At 41.0% G+C, this 20,272-nt stretch carries 24 protein-coding genes; 20 read left to right on the top strand and 4 right to left on the bottom strand.

Annotated features, from left to right (window positions below; all coding sequences use genetic code 11):
- The first annotated feature begins 2 nt into the window (after positions 1 to 2).
- From H5115_RS10310 to H5115_RS10240, 16 genes are all read left to right on the top strand, one after another.
- Positions 3 to 1,103, top strand: a complete 1,101-nt coding sequence (locus H5115_RS10310; protein ID WP_182755102.1) for a DUF2586 domain-containing protein — start codon at positions 3 to 5, stop codon at positions 1,101 to 1,103.
- Positions 1,104 to 1,113: 10 nt separating this feature from the next.
- Complete coding sequence (locus H5115_RS10305; protein WP_007378142.1) at positions 1,114 to 1,563, top strand: phage protein; 450 nt, start codon at positions 1,114 to 1,116, stop codon at positions 1,561 to 1,563.
- Positions 1,563 to 2,195, top strand: a complete 633-nt coding sequence (locus tag H5115_RS10300) for a hypothetical protein (protein ID WP_182755100.1) — start codon at positions 1,563 to 1,565, stop codon at positions 2,193 to 2,195. Before H5115_RS10305 ends, H5115_RS10300 begins: the two co-directional genes overlap by 1 nt.
- The gene (locus H5115_RS10295; RefSeq protein ID WP_182755098.1) at positions 2,185 to 2,472 is read left to right on the top strand and encodes a putative phage tail assembly chaperone; all 288 of its coding nucleotides are present in this window, start codon (positions 2,185 to 2,187) and stop codon (positions 2,470 to 2,472) included. Before H5115_RS10300 ends, H5115_RS10295 begins: the two co-directional genes overlap by 11 nt.
- Positions 2,448 to 2,639, top strand: coding sequence for a DUF6890 family protein (locus tag H5115_RS20365; RefSeq protein WP_404936124.1), 192 nt, complete (start codon positions 2,448 to 2,450; stop codon positions 2,637 to 2,639). The genes H5115_RS10295 and H5115_RS20365 overlap by 25 nt, the downstream gene beginning before the upstream one ends.
- A 3-nt stretch (positions 2,640 to 2,642) precedes the next feature.
- A complete protein-coding gene (locus tag H5115_RS10290) occupies positions 2,643 to 5,324 on the top strand; it encodes a phage tail tape measure protein (protein ID WP_182755096.1) in 2,682 nt (893 codons plus the stop codon).
- A complete protein-coding gene (locus H5115_RS10285) occupies positions 5,324 to 5,653 on the top strand; it encodes a DUF2590 family protein (RefSeq protein ID WP_007378137.1) in 330 nt (109 codons plus the stop codon). The genes H5115_RS10290 and H5115_RS10285 overlap by 1 nt, the downstream gene beginning before the upstream one ends.
- Positions 5,643 to 6,791 carry a baseplate J/gp47 family protein gene (locus H5115_RS10280; protein WP_182755094.1) on the top strand — a complete coding sequence of 383 codons (1,149 nt, stop codon included), beginning with the start codon at positions 5,643 to 5,645 and terminating at the stop codon, positions 6,789 to 6,791. Before H5115_RS10285 ends, H5115_RS10280 begins: the two co-directional genes overlap by 11 nt.
- Positions 6,784 to 7,587, top strand: coding sequence for a hypothetical protein (locus H5115_RS10275; protein ID WP_182755092.1), 804 nt, complete (start codon positions 6,784 to 6,786; stop codon positions 7,585 to 7,587). The genes H5115_RS10280 and H5115_RS10275 overlap by 8 nt, the downstream gene beginning before the upstream one ends.
- On the top strand, positions 7,584 to 8,159 hold the full coding sequence (locus H5115_RS10270; RefSeq protein WP_182755090.1) for a phage tail protein: 576 nt from the start codon (positions 7,584 to 7,586) through the stop codon (positions 8,157 to 8,159). The genes H5115_RS10275 and H5115_RS10270 overlap by 4 nt, the downstream gene beginning before the upstream one ends.
- Complete coding sequence (locus H5115_RS10265) at positions 8,159 to 9,409, top strand: SUMF1/EgtB/PvdO family nonheme iron enzyme (protein ID WP_182755088.1); 1,251 nt, start codon at positions 8,159 to 8,161, stop codon at positions 9,407 to 9,409. Before H5115_RS10270 ends, H5115_RS10265 begins: the two co-directional genes overlap by 1 nt.
- A gap of 65 nt (positions 9,410 to 9,474) precedes the next feature.
- The gene (locus tag H5115_RS10260) at positions 9,475 to 9,762 is read left to right on the top strand and encodes a hypothetical protein (RefSeq protein WP_182755086.1); all 288 of its coding nucleotides are present in this window, start codon (positions 9,475 to 9,477) and stop codon (positions 9,760 to 9,762) included.
- Positions 9,755 to 10,384: a hypothetical protein gene (locus tag H5115_RS10255; RefSeq protein ID WP_182755084.1), complete on the top strand. Its 630-nt coding sequence runs from the start codon at positions 9,755 to 9,757 to the stop codon at positions 10,382 to 10,384. The genes H5115_RS10260 and H5115_RS10255 overlap by 8 nt, the downstream gene beginning before the upstream one ends.
- Positions 10,381 to 10,866, top strand: coding sequence for a hypothetical protein (locus tag H5115_RS10250; protein WP_182755082.1), 486 nt, complete (start codon positions 10,381 to 10,383; stop codon positions 10,864 to 10,866). Before H5115_RS10255 ends, H5115_RS10250 begins: the two co-directional genes overlap by 4 nt.
- Complete coding sequence (locus H5115_RS10245; protein ID WP_182755080.1) at positions 10,863 to 11,567, top strand: hypothetical protein; 705 nt, start codon at positions 10,863 to 10,865, stop codon at positions 11,565 to 11,567. The genes H5115_RS10250 and H5115_RS10245 overlap by 4 nt, the downstream gene beginning before the upstream one ends.
- Positions 11,540 to 12,496, top strand: a complete 957-nt coding sequence (locus H5115_RS10240) for a hypothetical protein (RefSeq protein WP_182755078.1) — start codon at positions 11,540 to 11,542, stop codon at positions 12,494 to 12,496. The genes H5115_RS10245 and H5115_RS10240 overlap by 28 nt, the downstream gene beginning before the upstream one ends.
- Here H5115_RS10240 and H5115_RS10235 read toward each other — a convergent pair.
- The 3 genes from H5115_RS10235 to H5115_RS10225 all read right to left on the bottom strand — a co-directional run bounded on the left by H5115_RS10235 (position 12,493) and on the right by H5115_RS10225 (position 15,286).
- Entirely contained in the window at positions 12,493 to 13,008 is a 516-nt protein-coding gene (locus H5115_RS10235; RefSeq protein ID WP_182755076.1) for a hypothetical protein, read from the bottom strand. The genes H5115_RS10240 and H5115_RS10235 overlap by 4 nt on opposite strands.
- A 447-nt stretch (positions 13,009 to 13,455) precedes the next feature.
- A complete protein-coding gene (locus H5115_RS10230; protein ID WP_182755074.1) occupies positions 13,456 to 14,229 on the bottom strand; it encodes a toll/interleukin-1 receptor domain-containing protein in 774 nt (257 codons plus the stop codon).
- A 28-nt stretch (positions 14,230 to 14,257) separates the two neighbouring features.
- On the bottom strand, positions 14,258 to 15,286 hold the full coding sequence (locus tag H5115_RS10225) for a RelA/SpoT domain-containing protein (RefSeq protein ID WP_182755072.1): 1,029 nt from the start codon (positions 15,284 to 15,286) through the stop codon (positions 14,258 to 14,260).
- A 363-nt stretch (positions 15,287 to 15,649) separates the two neighbouring features.
- Between H5115_RS10225 and H5115_RS10220 the strand changes: the two genes are divergently transcribed.
- The 3 genes from H5115_RS10220 to H5115_RS10210 all read left to right on the top strand — a co-directional run bounded on the left by H5115_RS10220 (position 15,650) and on the right by H5115_RS10210 (position 18,590).
- Positions 15,650 to 16,462 (top strand): alpha/beta fold hydrolase, encoded by an 813-nt coding sequence (locus tag H5115_RS10220; RefSeq protein WP_182755070.1) that lies wholly within the window; start codon positions 15,650 to 15,652, stop codon positions 16,460 to 16,462.
- Between the two features lie 187 nt (positions 16,463 to 16,649).
- Positions 16,650 to 17,057, top strand: coding sequence for a hypothetical protein (locus H5115_RS10215; protein WP_101162764.1), 408 nt, complete (start codon positions 16,650 to 16,652; stop codon positions 17,055 to 17,057).
- Positions 17,058 to 17,339: 282 nt separating this feature from the next.
- Complete coding sequence (locus H5115_RS10210) at positions 17,340 to 18,590, top strand: sodium:proton antiporter (protein WP_182671708.1); 1,251 nt, start codon at positions 17,340 to 17,342, stop codon at positions 18,588 to 18,590.
- A 105-nt stretch (positions 18,591 to 18,695) separates the two neighbouring features.
- On the opposite strand, the gene H5115_RS10205 is transcribed toward H5115_RS10210, so the two are convergent.
- Positions 18,696 to 19,244: a hypothetical protein gene (locus H5115_RS10205; RefSeq protein WP_182755068.1), complete on the bottom strand. Its 549-nt coding sequence runs from the start codon at positions 19,242 to 19,244 to the stop codon at positions 18,696 to 18,698.
- 378 nt (positions 19,245 to 19,622) lie between these two features.
- Between H5115_RS10205 and H5115_RS10200 the strand changes: the two genes are divergently transcribed.
- On the top strand, positions 19,623 to 20,030 hold the full coding sequence (locus H5115_RS10200) for a hypothetical protein (RefSeq protein ID WP_002963253.1): 408 nt from the start codon (positions 19,623 to 19,625) through the stop codon (positions 20,028 to 20,030).
- The last annotated feature ends 242 nt before the right edge of the window (positions 20,031 to 20,272 follow it).

Below are 20,272 nucleotides of genomic sequence, written 5' to 3'. Positions count from 1 at the left end.
TCATGGCACAAGGTAAAGTAACCGTTGCCGCCATACAAACAGGCAGTGGCGCTACGAAACAGATTGAACGCAGTGTGTTGTTTATCGGTCAAGCGAGTGAGAACAACGGCAAAATTTTATCTATTAATGCACAAAGTGATTTTGATGTTGAGTTTGGCGCCGCCGACTCGCCATTAAAAATACAAGTAAAAGCATGGCAACGCAACGGTGATGACTTAGTGAGTGGTTATGCCATCCCGCATGGCGCAGGCGATAACGTAATGGCCCTTATTGATAAAGCAATGGATCAGGATGTTAGTCCTGAAATTATTGTTATTTGTACGCCAGTTACAGGCAAAGCCGACATTGAAAGCTACCAAGCCAAAGCGCTTGAAATTTTATCGAGCCTTGCTCGTCGTGTTCGTTTTTTACTTGCAGCACCTGGCTTAACGGCTGAGCAAAATTGGCCTGATTTAGTGACTTCATTGCAACCGTTAACCGATGGCGTAGTAGGCGATCGTGTGGCTGTTATCCCGCTTTTATTCGGTGACGAACTAGGCGCAGTAACAGGGCGTTTATGTAAAAGCGCAGTCACTATTGCTGATAGCCCAATGCGTGTGCTTACGGGGGCAATGTCATTGATGCCAAACCCAGAAGATGCCGCCGGCAACCCCTTAACCAACTCAACCACGGCGGCACTTGATGCGCTGCGTTTTAGTTGTACACAGTTTTATGCTGATTTTGATGGTACGTATTTTGGCGATGTAAACATGCTCGACGCTGAAGGCGGTGATTTTCAAAAAATTGAAATTGGCCGCATTGTTGATATGGCTGCACGTGCTGTGCGCATTATTGGAATTCAAAACGTTAAAAATCGTCGCTTAAACAACAGCAGCACAGGGATTGAATTTGGTAAACGCATTATGGGTAAACCGCTGCGCGACATGGCACGGTCTATCAATATTGGTGCCGATAAGTTCCCTGGTTTAATTCGCGCCCCAAAAGACGACAGTATCAACCTAACGTTTATGAATGCGACCACCTTACAAGTCGTACTTAAAGTTAAACCAATCGATTCACCCAACACCATCATTGTTGGGATCATGTTAGATAACGCAGAGTAGGAGCGCAAACATGCAAAAAGTACTAGGCGGTAAAGACTTCGATATCTTCATTGGTGATTCGATGGTTCATGTTATGGAAGCGACTTGCAAAATTACGGATGGGCGCACCGTTAAAAAAGTGCGCGGTATCCCAAAGGGCTTTATTGATGGCGATGTTGAAGGCGAAGTAACACTAAAGCTTGATCATGAAAATTGGTTAATCGTGCAAGCGCAAGCTGAAAAGGCAGGCAGTTGGAAAGGTATTGAACCGTTTGATATTGCGTTTAATGCAGAAGTAGCTGCAGGTAAAAAGAACGTTGAAGCGTTTGGTTGCCTGCCGCAGCTGGACGAAATTTTAAACATTAAAGCCGATGGTGGCGAAGAAGACACCACATCAATCAAGTGTCCAATTACTAGCCCTGATTTTGTCAAAATTAACGGTGTGCCATACCTAACTGACGATGAAGTGAGAGATTTGTAATGACTAAAGCCATTCGCACACTAACTGCCACAACATTACTAAGCACCCTGCAAGCATGTGGGCATAAAGTATTTGAGGGTGAATTAAACCTAAACATTATAGGCATTCGCCATACAAACACCCGCGCCAACACGTTTAACGATGCAATTTGTGTGTTGTATCAGCAAAACAGCGAATGGCAGTTAAAGCAGTATAAAGCCACAACAGATGCCGGTATTTACTGGCGTAAAAACCCAATGAACATAGACGGCACAGCGGTGCTAGTTGCAGGGCAGCATAAAAGCTTATGGACGTTGGGTTATCACCAGGGCAAGTATCGCGCCCTTGTACAGCATAAACCGGTTGTTGTTCTACGTGACAACAACAAAGACACCGAGTTAGACACGGACGTCACACCCCAAGCAGAGCTACAGCAAGGTTACTTTGGTATTAATTGCCACCGTGCAAACAGCAAAACCACATCAACCCAAGTTGATAAGTGGTCAGCCGGTTGCCAGGTGTTTGCAAACCCCAATGACTTTGATGAATTTATTGCTTTGTGCGAGCAATCAGCAGCCAAGTACGGCCCTTATTTTACCTACACACTGCTAGAACAAGCAGATTTAAAAGAGAGTATTGATCATGGCGTTTGAGAAAAATATCACATTAGAAACCCCCGTTGGCGAAATCACATTTAATGTAAATGGCGCTGACTACAACAAATACATTAACTCGACTCAGCCAAATAACAAAGTGCAGCCGGCAACTAACTTTTTATTAAACACAGTGGTTGAAGCCGACGCTAAAAAGCTCAAAGAGCTGGTACAGCAACCGGGTGCCGCGTTGTTTTTAGTGGGTGCCATTGTTGAAGAATACCAACCTGAGTTTAATTTTACGGTAAAAAAATCGAAAGCCGAGCCAAGCAAATAGGCAAAAGCAGGCTCGATCAGTTACTGGCATATCACGCTAAATACTTTGGCAATGTACCAGTCACTGACGAGAGCTTGGCACAGGCGCTTTACCTTGAAACATCACAGCAAGAAAACTTTGTAACAGCCGTAAATAACGGTATTTGCACAGCATTAGGCGGCGAGTAATTAATGGCAACACTCAGCAAATTAGACAAGCTTACTTATTCAATCGGGATCATCGATAAGGTGACGGGTCCGGTTAATAAAGTGATGGCTAAAATAAATCAGCTGAGTCAGCAAACCGCCGCTGCACAAGATCAAATGATGCGTGGCGCAACCACGGCCGTGGGTGGCGGTTACGCCCTTGCTAAATCGCTCGCGCCTGCAATTGACCACGTTGCTGCTTTGGGCGAGGTGCAATCACTGGGCGTTACCGACGACGCCTTGCAACAACTAACTAAAACAGCCTATAAGTTTGGTTTTCAATTTGGGGGTAACTCGGCCGAGTTCGTCCGCAGTGCTTACGATATTCAATCAGCTATTGCCGGCTTAAATGGGTTTGAGCTATCTGAATTTACCAAAACGTCAAACATACTAGCGGTAGCAACCAAAGCCGACGCAGCCACTATTACCAGCTATATGGGCACCATGTATGGCATCTTCGAAAAGACCGCCAATAAAATGGGCAAAGCGAATTGGGTAAATCAAATCGCAGGGCAAACCGCCACCGCCGTACAGCTTTACAAAACCACCGGTGCAGAAATGCAAGCCGCGTTTTCAAACCTTGGGGCGACCGCGACAAACATTGGCTTAAGTTCAGCTCAACAATTCGCGTTAGTGGGTGAACTGCAACTGGTTGCTAAATCAGGCTCTGTGGCTGGCACGCAAGCGGCCTCATTATTACAAGGCATTGGTAAAGCACAAGATGCATTAGGCATAAAATTAACCGCAGATAACGGCGACATGCTAGCAATAGATGTAGTGCTGGGACGTATTAATAGCCGCTTATCCTCTTTGGGTTCTGTAGCGCGTGGCGATGTACTCACTCAAATATTTGGTAAGCAAGGTGCAAAAGCCGTTGATGTATTGAGTACCAAAGTCGATAAGCTAAAAGACGGCATCACCGTTTTTGAAAACGTACAAGACAGCTCCAAAGCAATTGAAATGGCCAATATTATTGCCAGCCCTTGGGATAGGTTAGGCGGTTCGTTTAATGCGGCAGCTACGGCAATGGGCAGTCGTTTACTACCCGTTGTGGAACCCTTTATAGAATTACTCTCGGCAGGCTTTGCGGGTATTGTCTCGTTAACTGAGCGCTTTCCGATTTTATCCAGTGTGATTGCAACACTTGTAGTGGGTATTGTGGCGCTTATCTCTATTTATGGCGTGGTCATGTTCATGATGGGCCTTTACAAAATGGCGCTGATAACAAGTGGTGCGCTCACAATGGGTTTAACAGTGATAACTAAATTATGGCAAGGCGCACTCATTGCGTTACGTGTATTGGGTTTTTTATCACTCATTGCAACGATGGGCGCGGCGGCCATTGCCATGGGTACATTTAAAGCAGTTATGCTCGCAGGCCAAGCGGCTACATGGTTGTTTAATGCAGCGCTTTGGGCAAACCCAATTACGTGGGTAGTAGCGGGTGTTATTGCGCTCATCGCGGCGGTTGGTGCGCTTATCTATTACTGGGATGACTTAGTGGCTGCGTTTCAAAATACCGCATGGGGGAAAGTATTAATGGCGGTGTTTGATAGTGTGAAAGCGGCCTTTAATGGGGTGATTGATAGCGTAAAATGGGTGCTCGAAAAGCTCGGCCTGATTGACGATACCGAGGCAAAAATAAAAACAGAAGCGACCTCAACACACGAAAACATTAACCGTGCTCAGCCTAGCAATTTAGTCATGCAAAATGCAGATCAAGCGTTCAGCCGCGACTACGGCCAAGCTGTGATCAACAAAGCCGCCCAAGTACCAGGCAATAAAGCCAGCACTAACTATGCTGCAGTGAATGATGTTACGTATTTGAATCGAACGCAGTTAGACAAAGGTCAAACTAATAACGCTATTAACTCAACATTACAGAGCAGTAATGCCATTGAGCAAACAAATAGCGCGTTGGCACAAACGAACACATTAAATAACCGCTATCTAAGTTCAACTGTGGCGAATGGATTAACCAATATCGCGCCTGTAAACACCGCTATTAATAACAATGCTTCAGCAAATGATGCTGCTTATTTTGCAAGCGCAACAACGCATAGTGTAGTTAACCCAGCATTACAAAATAGTATTGCTACAAACCAAACAAATAAGGTTTTGGCACAAACCAGCGCAGTAACCATGGCTGCAAACGATGCTGTTTATTCAACAACGGGCAACATCAATAACACCGCTACTAACTCATTATTACAAAGCAGCCCATCTACACATAACGATGTTGGCCACAATGCACAATCAACACAGTTCGTAACACAATCAGCGATAGAAAATGGCAATACACGCACAGCTAATTATTTTACTAACGCGGCCAATTCACCTGTTTATAGTCAAAAATATGAACAACTCGCCCGCTTTAATGAAGGTGCAGCGCCATTACAACGATTGCCAATGGTCAAAACAGATCAGGCAATTACTAACACAGCGAACGCGTACAGCGTTGAGCAGTTAAATACTGAGCAACAACACACGAATAGCTATAAAGCCAAAGTACAAAAATCAGCGTTTTTACAAAGCCTAACGAGCAGCACCAGCCAGAGCAGTTCGAGCGAGAGCGATAACAGTAAGCGTGTGCACATAGACAATTTAACGATTAAATCTGACGACTTAGCGCAAAGCTTTGAACAAATGATGGAGCTAGCAAGCTGATGAACTTTGATATTGCACTGCACATAGATTTAGCCGTTGAGGATAATGATTTTGTACTTAATGACTCGCTAACACCCAGTACATTAAGTAAATCTAATGTGGTGGCGCAAGATATAAAGCATCGAATTTTAGAAAGCGGTTTACTCATAAAGCTGATTGGTCTGCGCAATAAAAACGGCATAGCGCCCATTTTAACCGAACTCGAATTACTAACCGAGCAAGACAATCGGATTAAGCCTGGCACTATAAAAGTGTACCGAAATGACGACGGCACATTAAGTATCACCGCGCAAACGCGCCAATACGGGAGCCTACAAAGTGGACTTTAAAACCCTAATGCAAAATGCAGGTTTGCCAATGGATGAGCAAACAGCGCAAGCGCAGTGGCAAGCACAGTTAAAAGAGCAAAACATACAAGTTGCCAACAATTCACCCTTTGGCCCATTTTGGCGAACCGTTGAAGCGTTGCTAACAAAGCCCGTCGTGCAGCTGTTTAATTGGCTAGCAACGCAGCTAATGCCTGACTTATTCATTATGACAGCAAGCCGAGCCGCACTGATTGAACGCCACGGGCCTGCGCGTAATGTGTTTATTCAAGCGGGCGTAAAAGCACAGGGATTATTAACGTTTACACGCGAAAGCGACGAGGGCGAAAGCTCCATTGTTGCAGGAACCGCAGTGGTAACCGATGTGCTAGGCGATAAAGTGTATAAACTTATACTTTTACAGGATGTGTATTTTGAACAAGGGCAACGCACTGCGTATGCATTGGCTGAAGCCTATGAAACCGGTGCAGCTTATAACTTACCCGCAGAAGCTTACCGATACTTTACTGAGGAACAAGAAGGGGTCACCGTAACCAACAATGATGATTGGTTAATTAAGCCAGGCTCTGATGACGAAGACACTGAGCATTATCGCCTACGCATTCGTAACGTATTTGGTACTGCTTCCCGCTGGCATATCAATGCTGTTTACAAACAAATTATTGCTAGCTTTGCTGTACCAATAGATAACATTGAAATACTAACCAATGCACCACGTGGACCAGGCACGGCTGATGCGTATATTTACTTAGATGTTGGCCCTGTACCAACAGCACTATTGAGTGCCATTAACCAACATATTCGTACCGCAGGCCACCATGGTTTAGGGGATGACTTTATGGTTTACGCTATGGCAACCAACGGGTTTGATATCACCGCAACCTATAAGTTACATGACAACAGCCACGCTATTCAAGACGACTTAACCACGTTTATACAAGCCGCATTTCGTCAAAATGCAGCGTATACACCCACACGCGTAACGCATCAAACTGTGTTCAGCATTAGTCAATTAATAACACAGTGCCATGAACAATTTAGTGAACTGCAATCAATCAAGTTTGATATTGACGACATAACCGCCGCCAACTGGTTACCGGTACTTACATCATTAACCGTTAACGAGGTGGCAAATGGCTAAAGAAATCGCCACCTGGTTAAACAAAGGTTACGCCGAAAAACTTGTAAAAGCGGCCACAGGCTACTGGGAGCAATCGCGTGACTATGTTATGTGGGCAGTGAACCAAAAAGACGAGTTAAAAAATGAAGAGCCTGTATTAGGGTTTCTGGCATGGGAGCGCTTAACAAACCGCTTAGATGATGAACCAATCGAGCTATACCGCAAGCGTGTACAGCATGCATTGGTGAATACCATTGACGCCGGTGAAGTCGCTTCAGTAAAAAGCATTTTTGATCGCCTAGGGTTAGAGGTGCTTAGCGTGCGCGAACGACTCGACGGCCGTGATTGGGACATTATCGCCATTGATATGACCGACTCAACACTCGCAGGCAATAGTGATTTATTACCCGAACTTATTCAGCTGTATGGACGAACGTGTAGGCGCTATGAATTAACCGTGCATAACAAAGCTGATTTATCACTGAGCTTAGGATTAACGCATGTACAGTGGGATAGCTGTCACATTGATCACCCACTGCATTTAGCGGCACAAAATAAAGCGCAGCAACAATACAGTTATGGTTTTACTGATTTGCAAAATGAAAGCCGTGAAGCGCCACTGTATGCAGTTACGCACGATGTAAAACACGTATTGCCATTCGAGCAGCTATATCAATTTCTAGGGTGTGACAACCTTGTAAGTAATACACATCCCCAAGCAATCACCACCGATGTACAGCATGTTATTGCCGCACATCATCACTATGGATTTTTAAGTAAAGAGGGCGGTGTAAGTATCGCCAAGGAGCCATTATGACCCAAGCGATCACCGGTATTATGACCAACGCCGGCAAAAGTTACATCACAACCCGCGCGCTGCAAAACACAGGGCTCGATGTTAAAGAATTAGTGTTAGCAAACATCCCTAATTTAAATGAAAGCGCAGAACGTAATCCCAATGAAAGCATGCCTAGTACATTGCAAATTGTGTATCGGCGCAATATTGATACGTCAGGCTATGTTGATTCAAATACCGTGGCATGGGCCGTCATACTTGAGCAAGATATCGGCGACTTTGACTACAACTGGATTGGGTTAGTAACACAAGACGGTACATTGCTAGCCATTGATTACTTGCCATTACAGCGCAAGCGCCAAGGCGTAAACAATGTACACAACCGCTCGTTTGTATTGAAGTTTGCAGCGGCTGCAGCATTAGCGCGGATCACCATTCCCGCACAATCGTGGATGTTCGATTACAGCCCACAAATTGATGCGCTGAACGCATTGTCAACCACAACAGCAACCGCACAGGTAAACAACATGTACCGCACGTTGCGTAATTTTTTCTTGATGTCAGATTTTACCGTATTTACTAAGGAACTATGATGAGCATTGAACAAATAAATGAAATTGTAAGCGCGGCCGACCGCGTAGTCACGGCGATAGAAAGCAAAGCTGCAGAAATCGATAATAAAACCGCACAACTAGCCAGCGATTACAGCAGCAAAAAAACCGCCCTTGAACAACAAATTGTAGAAAGTTCGGCAGAGCTAGCAATCGTTGCATCAGCCGGCTATCGAAAAGCAATTGAAGATGCATCAGGTGGCCGTAACACTGTAGTAATTGATGAGCAGGGAAACCCAAATGTAATGGTGCGTATCCCACGCTTTAACTACGAGGACCTCAACCAAGCAATTTTTGACCGTTTGGGGGTTGACCTAATGCTAGGCACCGGCACGCCAACTATGTTTCAGCGCAACGGCGAGCAAATGGGCGAGGTATTAATTGCGAAATACCTCGCATCAGTAGGTGCTAATGGTGGCTGCTCTGTTATTGGCGGCGTACAGCCTCGCACATCAGTTAACTACAATGTTGCAAAGGCGTTGTGCAACAACAAAGGCGACGGCTGGCACATGATGAGTATTCACGAATGGGCAGCAATTGCGCTATGGTCACTAGCGAATGATTCATTACCACGGGGAAATACTAATTTTGGTAGAAGTCACGAAAAGAAACTAGAAACAGCGCGTCGTGCTGATAACGGGATGCCAGGAGATTCATCAGGTCTGGCGAGAACAGATACAGGGAAAGGGCCAGTAACATGGGCTCACGATCATACAGAATGGGGCATTCAAGATTTAGTCGGAAATGTATGGGAATGGTTGGATCAAATGATGTTGGATGAAGGACAGATTGTAACAACACTCGATAATAATCCTGGCATTGTTGAAGAAAACTGGGTTAAACAGGCTGCATGGTTTGATTCACCTGAACCTAACTCTGTAGGCACAGCAAGTGCAGGCTCCCCGATTCTTAGTGCGAGTATAATAAACCGTAATGGTCCTATTGGAAGTGATGAGCATAACAACCCCTATCTGACGAATAATCATTTTGCAGGAATAGCAAAATCAGACACATATCAAAAGGCTGAAATACTGCGAAGGTTACTTATCGAATCTGAGTCAACGGACACTGTAAAAGGGTATCTTACTTGTCGCAATTACGGTAAGAGATTCCCCCTTCGTGGTGGTTACTGGCATGTTGGCTCAAGTGCGGGCCTAGGTGCAATTAATCTCAATCATTCACGGTTATATGAGGCAAGTAGTTTTAGTTTCCGCCCAGCTTTCTTTGCGTAATTGCGCACTGAAATTTAAGCCCCGGGCGATAGCCTGGATTAACCAAAGATTTAACAGGTAAAACTATGTTTACATATATCTATAAAGGCGTAAGCCATAGAAATACAAGTGCCGAGTACATGAAAAACTTAGGCATGGACCAAGGACAAATCGACTCAGTATTAAACCAGCAGCAGTTTGAGTTAACTCAAAATATAGCAAAACGGCAAGCTTCATACAAAGCAGAATCAGACCCTTTGTATATGGAAGCACAATTTGATGGCACGCCTGAGTCTCATCAAAACTGGCAAGACAAAGTGGCAGAAATCAAAGCTCGCTATCCGCTACCAGTAAATACAGCTGAAAATGCATAACGTAGCGCTTTGTTATCACCAAACAGCCGTCCCTTGCTCAATGCAAGCGGGCGCGCAGTTACTTGCAAGTGCGATAAAAGATGAATCAAGAGCCGATAAACCCACACGTTTTAATGGTTTGGTGCTATCTGTTAGCGCAAGCGCTCCAGCAGCATTAGCTAGCAAATTAAAAACAATAAACGAATACTGCCCAATACCTGAGTTTATTAGCTGTGCTCAATACGCACAAAGCCAAAGCGCATTAGAGCAAACTCAGCTTGTAACCTATGACGGTCAAAGCCTAGAGTGGCAAATAAACACATTGCAAAACTTAACGCCAATACGTGAGCAGCAAATAGCGGACGAAATCGCTACTGTAAACGACAATGGCAAGCAATTAATAAACACCATTGACGATGCATTAACTCAAACCGTTGAGCTAAAAATAGCACGCGACGAGCGATTAAATCAGGCGCAATTTACTGCCCAAAGTAGCGGGGTCGATATGCAATTAATAACAGCCGGCACAGCAAAGCAGCTAGCCGACTCAGTTGCTAACAAAGGCAATGAGCAGGACTATTGGGCATTGTGTTTATTTGTTGGAGAACTCGCTGAGCTAACTAAAATTAAAGAGGTGTTATGAGCATATCGTTAGATGGCTGGAATATCCCCGGGTATGAAACGCGGGTTAATGCCGGTATTAAATTAGCCGGTGGCGATATGTCAGGCATGGGAAGTTTTGCGCTCATTAGCGATCAAGGTGTTAAGCCTGGCATGTTAACTGTGAGCACTAAAATACCGCTTAATGAAGAGGGTGCTTTAGCATTACTTATTAGCAAAGCGAAAGCACTTGATGAAAACGGCGCCCGTATTATTTACACAATTAATAATGTATTGGCAGAGGCTTATAAAATACGTAAAGCCAAATTTGATGGCGAGGTAAAGGCTGTCGAACTTGAAGAAAAGCGCGCATGGCAAATCACCTTTAAACTTATTGAAGTACAGTCTGTATCAGAGCGTGAGCAACAACAGCTAGATGGTACAGCAAGCCAAAATGCACAGTCGCAAGCGGTCACTTCAAATAACGATGTACAAAGTAAATTTGCAGCGGTGGAGGGGCCATGAGTACTCGTCTATCCGATACGCTAACAATTGGGGGTAAACCAGTAACGAGCATCGTTACTAAAAGTGTACAACTTGATATAGCCAGCACTGGTCGCGCAAAGTTTGAAATAGTGACAGAGGAAGTGCCAAGCGGATTAGTCGAGCTGCATTTAGGTTACACGCTAGATAATATGGTCCCGTACTTTCTCGGCGTTATCGAATCAAAACACCAGGCAAACGGCCGTTGGTATTTAACTTGTCGCGAATTACTCGGCGCATTAAGTTTCACTGCCCCCCTTGCAGTTCGCCATGCAACAATCAAAGCGGTGCTCGATAAGTTAGCATACGTTGGCGTTGAATTTACCACTCCAAATAACGCCAGCTATTTAAATAAAACGATACCCGCGTTTTACCATAGCGGCACAGGTATTGAAGCGCTAAGGCAAATAGGTAAAGCATGGGGTATTAGTGATTTTATATTTCAACAACGCCCCGATGGCAAAATATTTGTAGGCAGTTGGCACGACTCCCGCTGGCCGCTTGCAGCAATAAATGACTTTCCAGAGCACACAATAACCGCTAAAAGCTCAACCACTGGTGAGCTAATCGCCATTCCAAAATTAAGACCAGGCATAAAGCTAAACGGGCGTCACATTACCGAAGTAACTTTAATCAATAACAGGATGCACATACGATGGTCAAACAAGCCATTAAACGCCTAATACAGCGCTACTTTCCAGAGTTAAACGAGCGTAAACACCTGCCGCAACTTGCACGTATCGAAAAAATATACGACCTACCAAGTGGCGCCGCAGCAATCAGCACCGCATTTAGACCACTAAAAGCGGCCGACGTACAGCTATTAAACCCGCTCACAAATGAGCCACTACTCGTGCCTGTATTTGAGCAAGTAACACTCGGCACAGGGCAAGCATCCGATCACGGTTTGTTGAACGAACCTATGCCAGGCATGCAGTGTTTAATACAATACATCGATGGCCTAAACAGCCATCCCGTCATCACCAGTTTATTACCATGGCAAAGTTTAGTACCCGAGCACAAACGCACCGATGTTACGCTACAGCAAAACAGCCGCAGCAAAATACAAGGCCGCGACGGGAACTGGCACACCACAACTGATGGCGATATAACCCAAACCAGCGATACCACAAAAAGAAAATCGCGCAACTGTTTAGAAAAGCATCATGAACGCAATACCAATATAGCCACGCACGACACATTAAAAATAGACGGCAACCAAATAACCGAAGTCATGGGCGCCCTGAAAACAGTAGTAGGTGAAAAAGCCTTAATTGTAGCTTTAGAAGGGCTGTTACTTGGCAGTAAAAAGCAGGTAGACATTGAAGCCACCGAAAACATAAACCTAACCACGCTCAAAACCCTACACGCCAAAGCCACCGAACTGGCAAAGGTAGAAGGCGCAACAGTGTGGCTAGGGGACAATTCAGTAAACGTGGCACAAGTACTCCTTGATTTAATAAGCCTGGTAAAAGACATAAATCAAAGCTTAGAAACTCACGGTCATAAAGATCAGGGAGCAGGGCCACCAATTATATCAGCAGAATTTACAGTGCATAAATCAACAGCAAGTGATTTGAAAAGTATATTAAAGCCAATTGTGGCTAATTAATTTTTGGTGCTGAATTTAAATTTTTCTTTAACTGTTTCATCATAGAGTGATGTGTATTCAAACTCTAGAGTCAATTTGGATGTTATTTCGCTCTCAATCTCGTTTTTACTTTGTTGGCTTGTTCTGTCATCAAACTGTAATTCCAATATAATTATTGTTTCGCCTTTAGCTATATAACTATTTTGTTTTTGTGTAGAGGTAATTGGTGGTTTTTTGTATGCACAATATCCCTGAAATTTTTCATTAATTATTTTTTCGAAGTCTTCGTATTCGATGAGTTCATCATCATAAAAAAACTTAAATTCATCTACTTTTGCTGGACCTAAACCTTTATTGGTTATTGAAAATGTAAAGGCTTCTACATGTAGGTTAAGATTACTGCATATTGCAGGTCTTACAGATAGCTCATTGTGCCGTTTATTTGACTTTGATTGCTGCCAGGTAAAGTAGATCGCAATTATCGCTATAAGTGTTGAAATTAAGGGTAAGGCGAACTTTAGAATTAGATCCATAATCGTGCAATCTCATATTAGAGCGGAGAATAAGAGTTGTGTATATATATGTGTATAAAATATTTCAAATGTTGTTTTTACTTGTTCAAAAACAGATGTTTATTGTCATTATCTCATAGTCGTGCCAATAGATTGTTGCTTGATTTTGCTCTTGATATGCCATGCTGAAAACCCTGAGTAGTTAACTTAAAAACGCCTAAATACGTGCCAAGTTACTAAAATAATGAATTATTTAGATTATGGCATATGGGCGAGGGAGTTTATAGGTTTGGGTGAGAAAACTAGTTTTATTATAAGGAGCTAGCTGTCTTATATTTGCAAGGTTATAAATATAAGAAAGCCCGTAAAAGCGGGTTTTCTTTGCTGCGGTTATTTACTTTTGAGCGGATTTAGCTTTTCGACCAATGGGGTAAGTTACTTATTACATTGCCTTCGAGCAACTAAGGTTTATGCTTTAATCCAACCCTGTTCAATTGCATATAACTTAACCTTATCGGTCAACCTGAATACATCTAACATACAACCGTAATTGGTTTTATATTCTCTATTTCTTTTGATTAAATTATCGGTAAGTAATTCATTAATGTAGATTTCAGCAAATATTTTAGAACATCCTAGCATCTGATGAAGATCCTCAAAGATAAAAAAATCTACTCCTTGATTATAAAGTTTTACCCATTCTTTGAGTAGATCGGTTTTCTTATCTGCAACGCTTTCTAATGGTCTTGCGGTTACAGACTCAAATGGATTGTTACCGATTTTAGGCTCTTTAAATAAAGGAGCTTGATGAATCTCACGTAAAAGGTTGTCAAATTGTAATTCATATTCATCTTCGCGAGAAAAGTTAATATGCAAACGGGTTTTTAAAAATGTAGGTACGTTATGAGTGCCATTTTGACGAATCAGAGGGATTACTTTATTGCTATCAATATTAGTCATATATTCAGCGGTCATAATCATTTTCTCATATCCAACGCCACCTAAACCGCTATTAGCTTTAGTAACATAATTATCAGTACATACCATAATAATACGGTCAGATTCAGCTACACTTTTTTCCATGAAGCCGCCCAAGTCATCTCCAAGGCCTACACGAAATTGATCTAAGATCGCATCGACACCAGAATTGCGTAAACGTTGAGCTAATTCTAGAACCCATTTTTTATGGGCTTGTGTGTCATGGGAATATGAAATAAATACTTTAGGGACATTAACACTCATGGAGTTTCCTTATATTTGTTATCCGGGTTTACTTCTTATTAACTGATTTATTATAAGAATTAATGAGGGCATCAGTTAGTCCATCCGTAACCCTTGCAGTATTAGAAAATTGTTCAATTGCATTATAAAGATTCGGGTGCTGTAATTGAGTTGCTACTTGCGTTAACGAACTATAATTCATAATTTCTGTTTGTAGATTAGTAACTAAGCTAGAAATATCATCTGTTGATGTTTTGTTTTTCAACTTTTCTAATAGATCATTGATTTTATTTTTGTGTTCTTGGTTCTCGTTTTCTAACCTGTCAACTTCAGTTTTATTGTGTTGGATCATCGTACTTAAGGCTTTTACAAATGAGCCCATCTCATCTGCACTACCAGATAGCCTATTAAATATATCTAAAAATGCACCAATATCTGCATTATTAGAAAAGTTTGGATATCTAATTTTATGATCAATTTCACTCCAACCTTCTTCAAAAATAGTTCTTACTTGAACTTCTACGAATACTTTTGATTTATAAGGTGATGTGGAAAAAACAAAATGTATTGAACGATAACCAGCTTTATGCTCTTTAACCTCCCAAGCATCTTGTTCTTTGTATTCTTTCTCGCTATCGCCTTTTCTGATATATGCAGTTATAGCCTCGAATTTTTCCCAAGTGTCTTCTAATTCGTTTATTACTTCGACACAATCTTGCTTAAATAAGTGTAAAGCACGTATTCCAATTAAGTCGGTTACCATTTCAATGTAGTTCTCAACAGAAATATTCAGATATTCCTTGTTGTAATAACCAGAGCGTTTTGTAGTTTTACGTACAATTTTTTCCATTAAGTGCTCTGCATTTTTGACTCTCCAACGAACAGAGTGAACTTTATCAAAGCGTTGGATTGTTTTTGTACATGACTCTGCTAAATCTTCAAGTTTATCTATATTTGATTGATGGTTCACTCCAATTGATTTTATTAATTCCCAATCAAGTTCGCATTTTTCAAAATCTTCAGCTGTAATATTGTTTCGTGACAAAAAAGCGTCTAACCCCATCTCTGCAATATTCATGTTATTTCCTTATTTTAAAGTGATTTACCGGTAAAAATAACTCTTCTAACTAACGTACAATTACCATTAATTGCTCAGACCAGTTTGGATTGGCGGCTTTTAGGAACTTGTGGCCATTTTCAATAATGAGTTGTTTAAAAGTAGCTTAGTTATCGTTTAGGTGGGGCTAGTACATACGAACCGAGAAAGTACTTTGCTTCAAGGTCTACAAACCCACATCATGCTCATTAAACTTAAGTACCATGCTCACGTATTTTAAACTCTAAAGGATCTAATTTTATTTGTACCTAATATTACTAGAAACTATACATAAAAATGCTTAATATTGTAAGATTATTTCAATGACACTTCCTATTTATAACAATGAAATCATTAATAAAAGTTATTATTTATTGCTCACTTTTCATCTCACATAGCGCCTTAGCTGAACTGGCTAAAGTTCAAGTAAATGGCTTTGACGTTGAGTACGAATTAGCTGGTAAAGGAAAGCATACTATTTTACTTGAAGCGGGTGGTTCTGCTGGTTTAAGTGATTGGGATCCTGTTTTTGAATCACTTACCAAGCACGCTAAAGTTATACGGTATTCTCGTATTGGTAATGGCGGCTCTGCACAAATAAAGAAAAACTATAGCTCAGAAGAATATGCAGCGGAGGTTGCGTTATTACTCAAAGCACTGAAAATAGATGAGCCTGTTGTGTATGTTGCGCACTCTTATGGTGCTTATATTGCGCGTGTGTTTGCTGCAACATACCCTAATCAGATTAAAGCGTTGATGTTAATTGAGCCTGCATCAGAGCACGATGTAGATATTATGCGCGCGTTTGATTTGCCACGCGCTGAAAAAGAAATTGCAGCTATAAAGCTCGACGATATGAAAAATGGAATGTCGAATCAGTATTTAGATTTTTGGGCAAAACGCCCGCTACCAGATTATCCACAAATTGCTGACATACCCGTGACAGTAATTGCCTCAGTTAAAAAGTACAAAAAGCCATCTGTATTATTTTTTACCGACAAAGCGCGTGAAATGTGGGGCGACTTACACTCAAAGTGGGCTAATGTATTTCCTCAAGGTGAAATAGTAATAACAAATAAAAGCTATCACTACCCGCAAAATGATGAGCCAGAAATGGTTGTAGCCCAAGTAGTTAAGTTGCTTGAACGTACTAAATAGGTGTGGGTTTGGTTGCTGATTGTATAAATACCAATTGCCGTAAATTAGTAGTTTGGCATTAGACTAAAGTCTATAGATTAGATTTATTCACTTATTAGGTTTGTTTTAATCGTTTGTCGGTTTTGTGTTAATTCTCTAAAGTTCAGTTGTCGGCAACAAGTACGACTAACTTAACAGGACAATAATCATGAAACTTACTCTTATCAAAACTATCGCTCTTAGCTCACTACTTACTTGTTCAGCTGCTGCAATGGCTGAGCAAAGTGATTACAAATTAATGGTTATTGAAACTGCAACAGCGCCACAGCCACTTGAGCAATCATTTAATAGCTGTGCACTGAATGTTAAGTCAAAAAATTACGCTGAGGCTGAAGCAATTTGTACTAAAGCAATCGCACTTTTAAAAGACGCAGATGGCCCTAAATTTAAAGTACGCCAACTAACGTCATTCGCATTAAGCAACCGTGGTGTTGCACGTTTAAAAGCGAATAACGACACTGCAGGCCTTGCTGATTTATACGAAGCAAACCAAATGTCGACAAGTACAATGGTATCGCACAACTTAACTCGCGCTAAAGAAGAGCTTTCTTTATAAACACTTTATAAAGTGCTTACCAAAAGCATGTTATAAAATAGCGAGAGTAAAAAAACCCATGTTAGGTTAATTCCTAACATGGGTTTTTTTTGTTTTATTTAATGCGTAAGTTAATACCTTAAATACGTTAATAGAGTAGGGTGTGTATTTATAATTAATATTTTGGGTATGCTTGTTTAGGCTACGCGAATATAATGCGAGATAACCGTATAAAAAATAATAACCCTTCTGCTTTGCTTGTTTTGAGCAAGGTATCATTAAATAAATATTGAGATTTAAACCATGGCAACAGGAACCAGCCTAAGCGTACTTGAAATAAGTGCGATATTTTTATCAATTACCGCGTTACTCACCTATGTAAACCATCGCTTTATTGGCTTGCCAACAACCATTGGCGTTATGGTTATTTCGATGCTTTTATCTATCGGCGCTATATTTTTGGGCTTTTTAGGGTTTGATGATCTTATAGATTACGAAGTGAGCTTGCTCGATCAGTTAGATTTTACTGAAGTTTTGCTTGATGGCATGCTCTCTATGCTGCTTTTTGCTGGGGCGCTACATGTAAATGTTAGCGATTTAAGGCGCTATAAATTGCCAATAGGTATTTTGGCCTGTGTTGGTACGTTGTTATCTACGGTTATTATTGCTGGTGCGCTTTATTTAGTACTTCCTTTGCTTGGTTTTGATTTAGCGTTTATTTGGTGCTTACTGTTTGGCGCATTAATTTCGCCAACTGATCCTATTGCGGTAATGGGAATTTTACAATCTGCGGGGGCGCCTAAAAGTATTGAAACCGTGATTGCGGGTGAATCGTTGTTTAACGATGGTATTGGCGTGGTTATTTTTGTGCTTTTATTGGGTGTTTTATCAAGTGGTGATATTCCTACAACTTATTATGTAGCGCACACACTGGCGGTTGAAGCCGGTGGTGGTATTATTTTTGGTTTGGTATTAGGTGGTATTTTATATTACTTACTTAAAAGTATTGATAGTTACCAAGAAGAAGTACTCCTTACTTTAGCGGGCGTTATCGGTGGTTATGCATTGGCAAGCCATTGGCATTTGTCGGGCCCACTTGCAATGGTAATGATGGGGTTAATGGTGGGCAATCATGGTCGTAGTATGGCTATGAGCGACAAAACACGCCATTACGTTGATTTATTTTGGGAGCTGATTGACGAAATTTTAAATGCCATTTTATTTGTACTCATAGGGCTTGAGGTCGTCATGATTGCATTTTCGAGTAATTTATTTATTGCTGGTGGCTTAACAATTTTAATCGCGTTACTCGCACGTTTAATCGTTGTGGGTATAACAACCACTACATTTAATAAGCAATTAGAGTTGCCATCTGGTGCATGGAAAGTTTTAACCTGGGGTGGCTTGCGCGGTGGTATTTCGGTTGCACTGGTATTGCAGTTACCTGATGGGAACGAGCGCGATATTTTGTTGGCTCTTACTTATGCGGTTGTGGTGTTTTCTATTTTAATTCAGGGTTTGAGTATTGGTAAAGTAGCCAAAACTATCCGTTAAATATAAGTTGCTTAGATCAAACCTGTTAAATGTAATTTTTTAAAAAGCGTGTGAAATAGCTGTATTTCACACGCTTTTTATTTTTCTTATAAAACAAAAGGGGAGTTAAAATGTAAAGCTGAGCTGCACACCGCTGTAAATATGTTCTTGTGCTTCCCAGTAGTCGCCATCTATTTGGCGTGCTCGAGTAAATACTTCTATTTTAAATGGCTTAAAGTGATAACCCGCACCTATACCTGCGTAGCCGTCTATATCGTTGTTCGATTTTTCTATTTGGTAGGTGTTATCGCCTCTATCGTTTTTAGAGGCAAGTTCGAACAGATCTAAGCCAAGCTCGGCGTATATAAAAAAGTCATTAAAATAACCAAGCTTCATGCCATTGTCCCACGTTATAAATTCTTCTTGCTCGCCTTGTTTATTATCGATTACAGCCGCGCCAATTGCGCTTGTAAAAACAACACCAAAGTTACTGTAATTTTGCTTAACCATCATTTCTACACCCGCAGATGTAATGCTGCTATCGCCATTAAATTCTGATTTTATAAACATACCGGTGTTAGGCATGTCATTACCGAGCAAAAGCCTTGCGTTAGCATTTTGGCTAAATGATAAAAGCGTGCTTAATAAAACAAAAAGAGGAAGTATGTGTTTCAAAAAAGTTAACCCATTAATGATGAAAAGTTACCAGAGCTGTAATTATAAATACATGACTTAGTATTGCATGTAATTAAATGTATAAATTTGTTTGATTGTTATTCAGCTACGCCAAAGTAAGGTGTTTAAAATAAAACCAACTAAAAAAAAGCATAAATAATTATATACATTTTAAAACGTAAAGTAGCGATTTTAGGCACAATTGTTGGTTCGTAAGTTATTTAAATATATAGAAAAAGTTTAAACGTATTAGACTAAGGTCTATAGGTTAATTTTCTTCACTTATTAGGTTTGTTTTAATCGTTTGTCGGGGTTGTGTTAATTCTCTAAAGTTCAGTTGTCGGCAACAAGTACGACTTAACTTACAGGAAATTAATCATGAAATTTACACTTATCAAAACTATCGCTCTTAGCTCACTATTAACATGTTCAGCTGCTGCAATGGCTGATCAAAGTGATTACAAATTAATGGTTATTGAAACTGCAACAGCGCCACAGCCACTTGAGCAATCATTTAATAGCTGCGCACTAAATGTTAAGTCAAAAAATTACGCTGAGGCTGAAGCAATTTGTACTAAAGCAATCGCACTTTTAAAAGACGCAGATGGCCCTAAATTTAAAGTACGCCAACTTACGTCATTCGCATTAAGCAACCGTGGTGTTGCACGTTTAAAAGCGCATAACGATACAGCTGCACTTGCTGATTTATACGAAGCATCAAAATTGTCTAACAGCTCAATGGTATCGCACAACTTAACTCGCGCTAAAGAAGAATTATCGTTATAAAAAACCTTTATAACGTGTTTTATAAAGTGCTTACTAAAGCATGATATAAAATTGCGAGAGTAAAAAAGCCGATGTTGGATTAAACCCCAACATCGGCTTTTTTGTGTTTATTAACTTTATATTTTTTATTAGAAAATAAAAAACTGTATTTTTCTATTTATTGTTTAGTTGTTTTTATGGTTTTTAACTGGTTGTAATTAATAAGTATTTTTACGGGTGTTAGACTAAAGTCTATAGGTTAG

Source organism: Pseudoalteromonas sp. SR44-2 (assembly GCF_014163745.1).
Lineage (GTDB): Bacteria > Pseudomonadota > Gammaproteobacteria > Enterobacterales > Alteromonadaceae > Pseudoalteromonas > Pseudoalteromonas distincta.
This window is presented reverse-complemented; position numbering and strand designations above follow the sequence as displayed.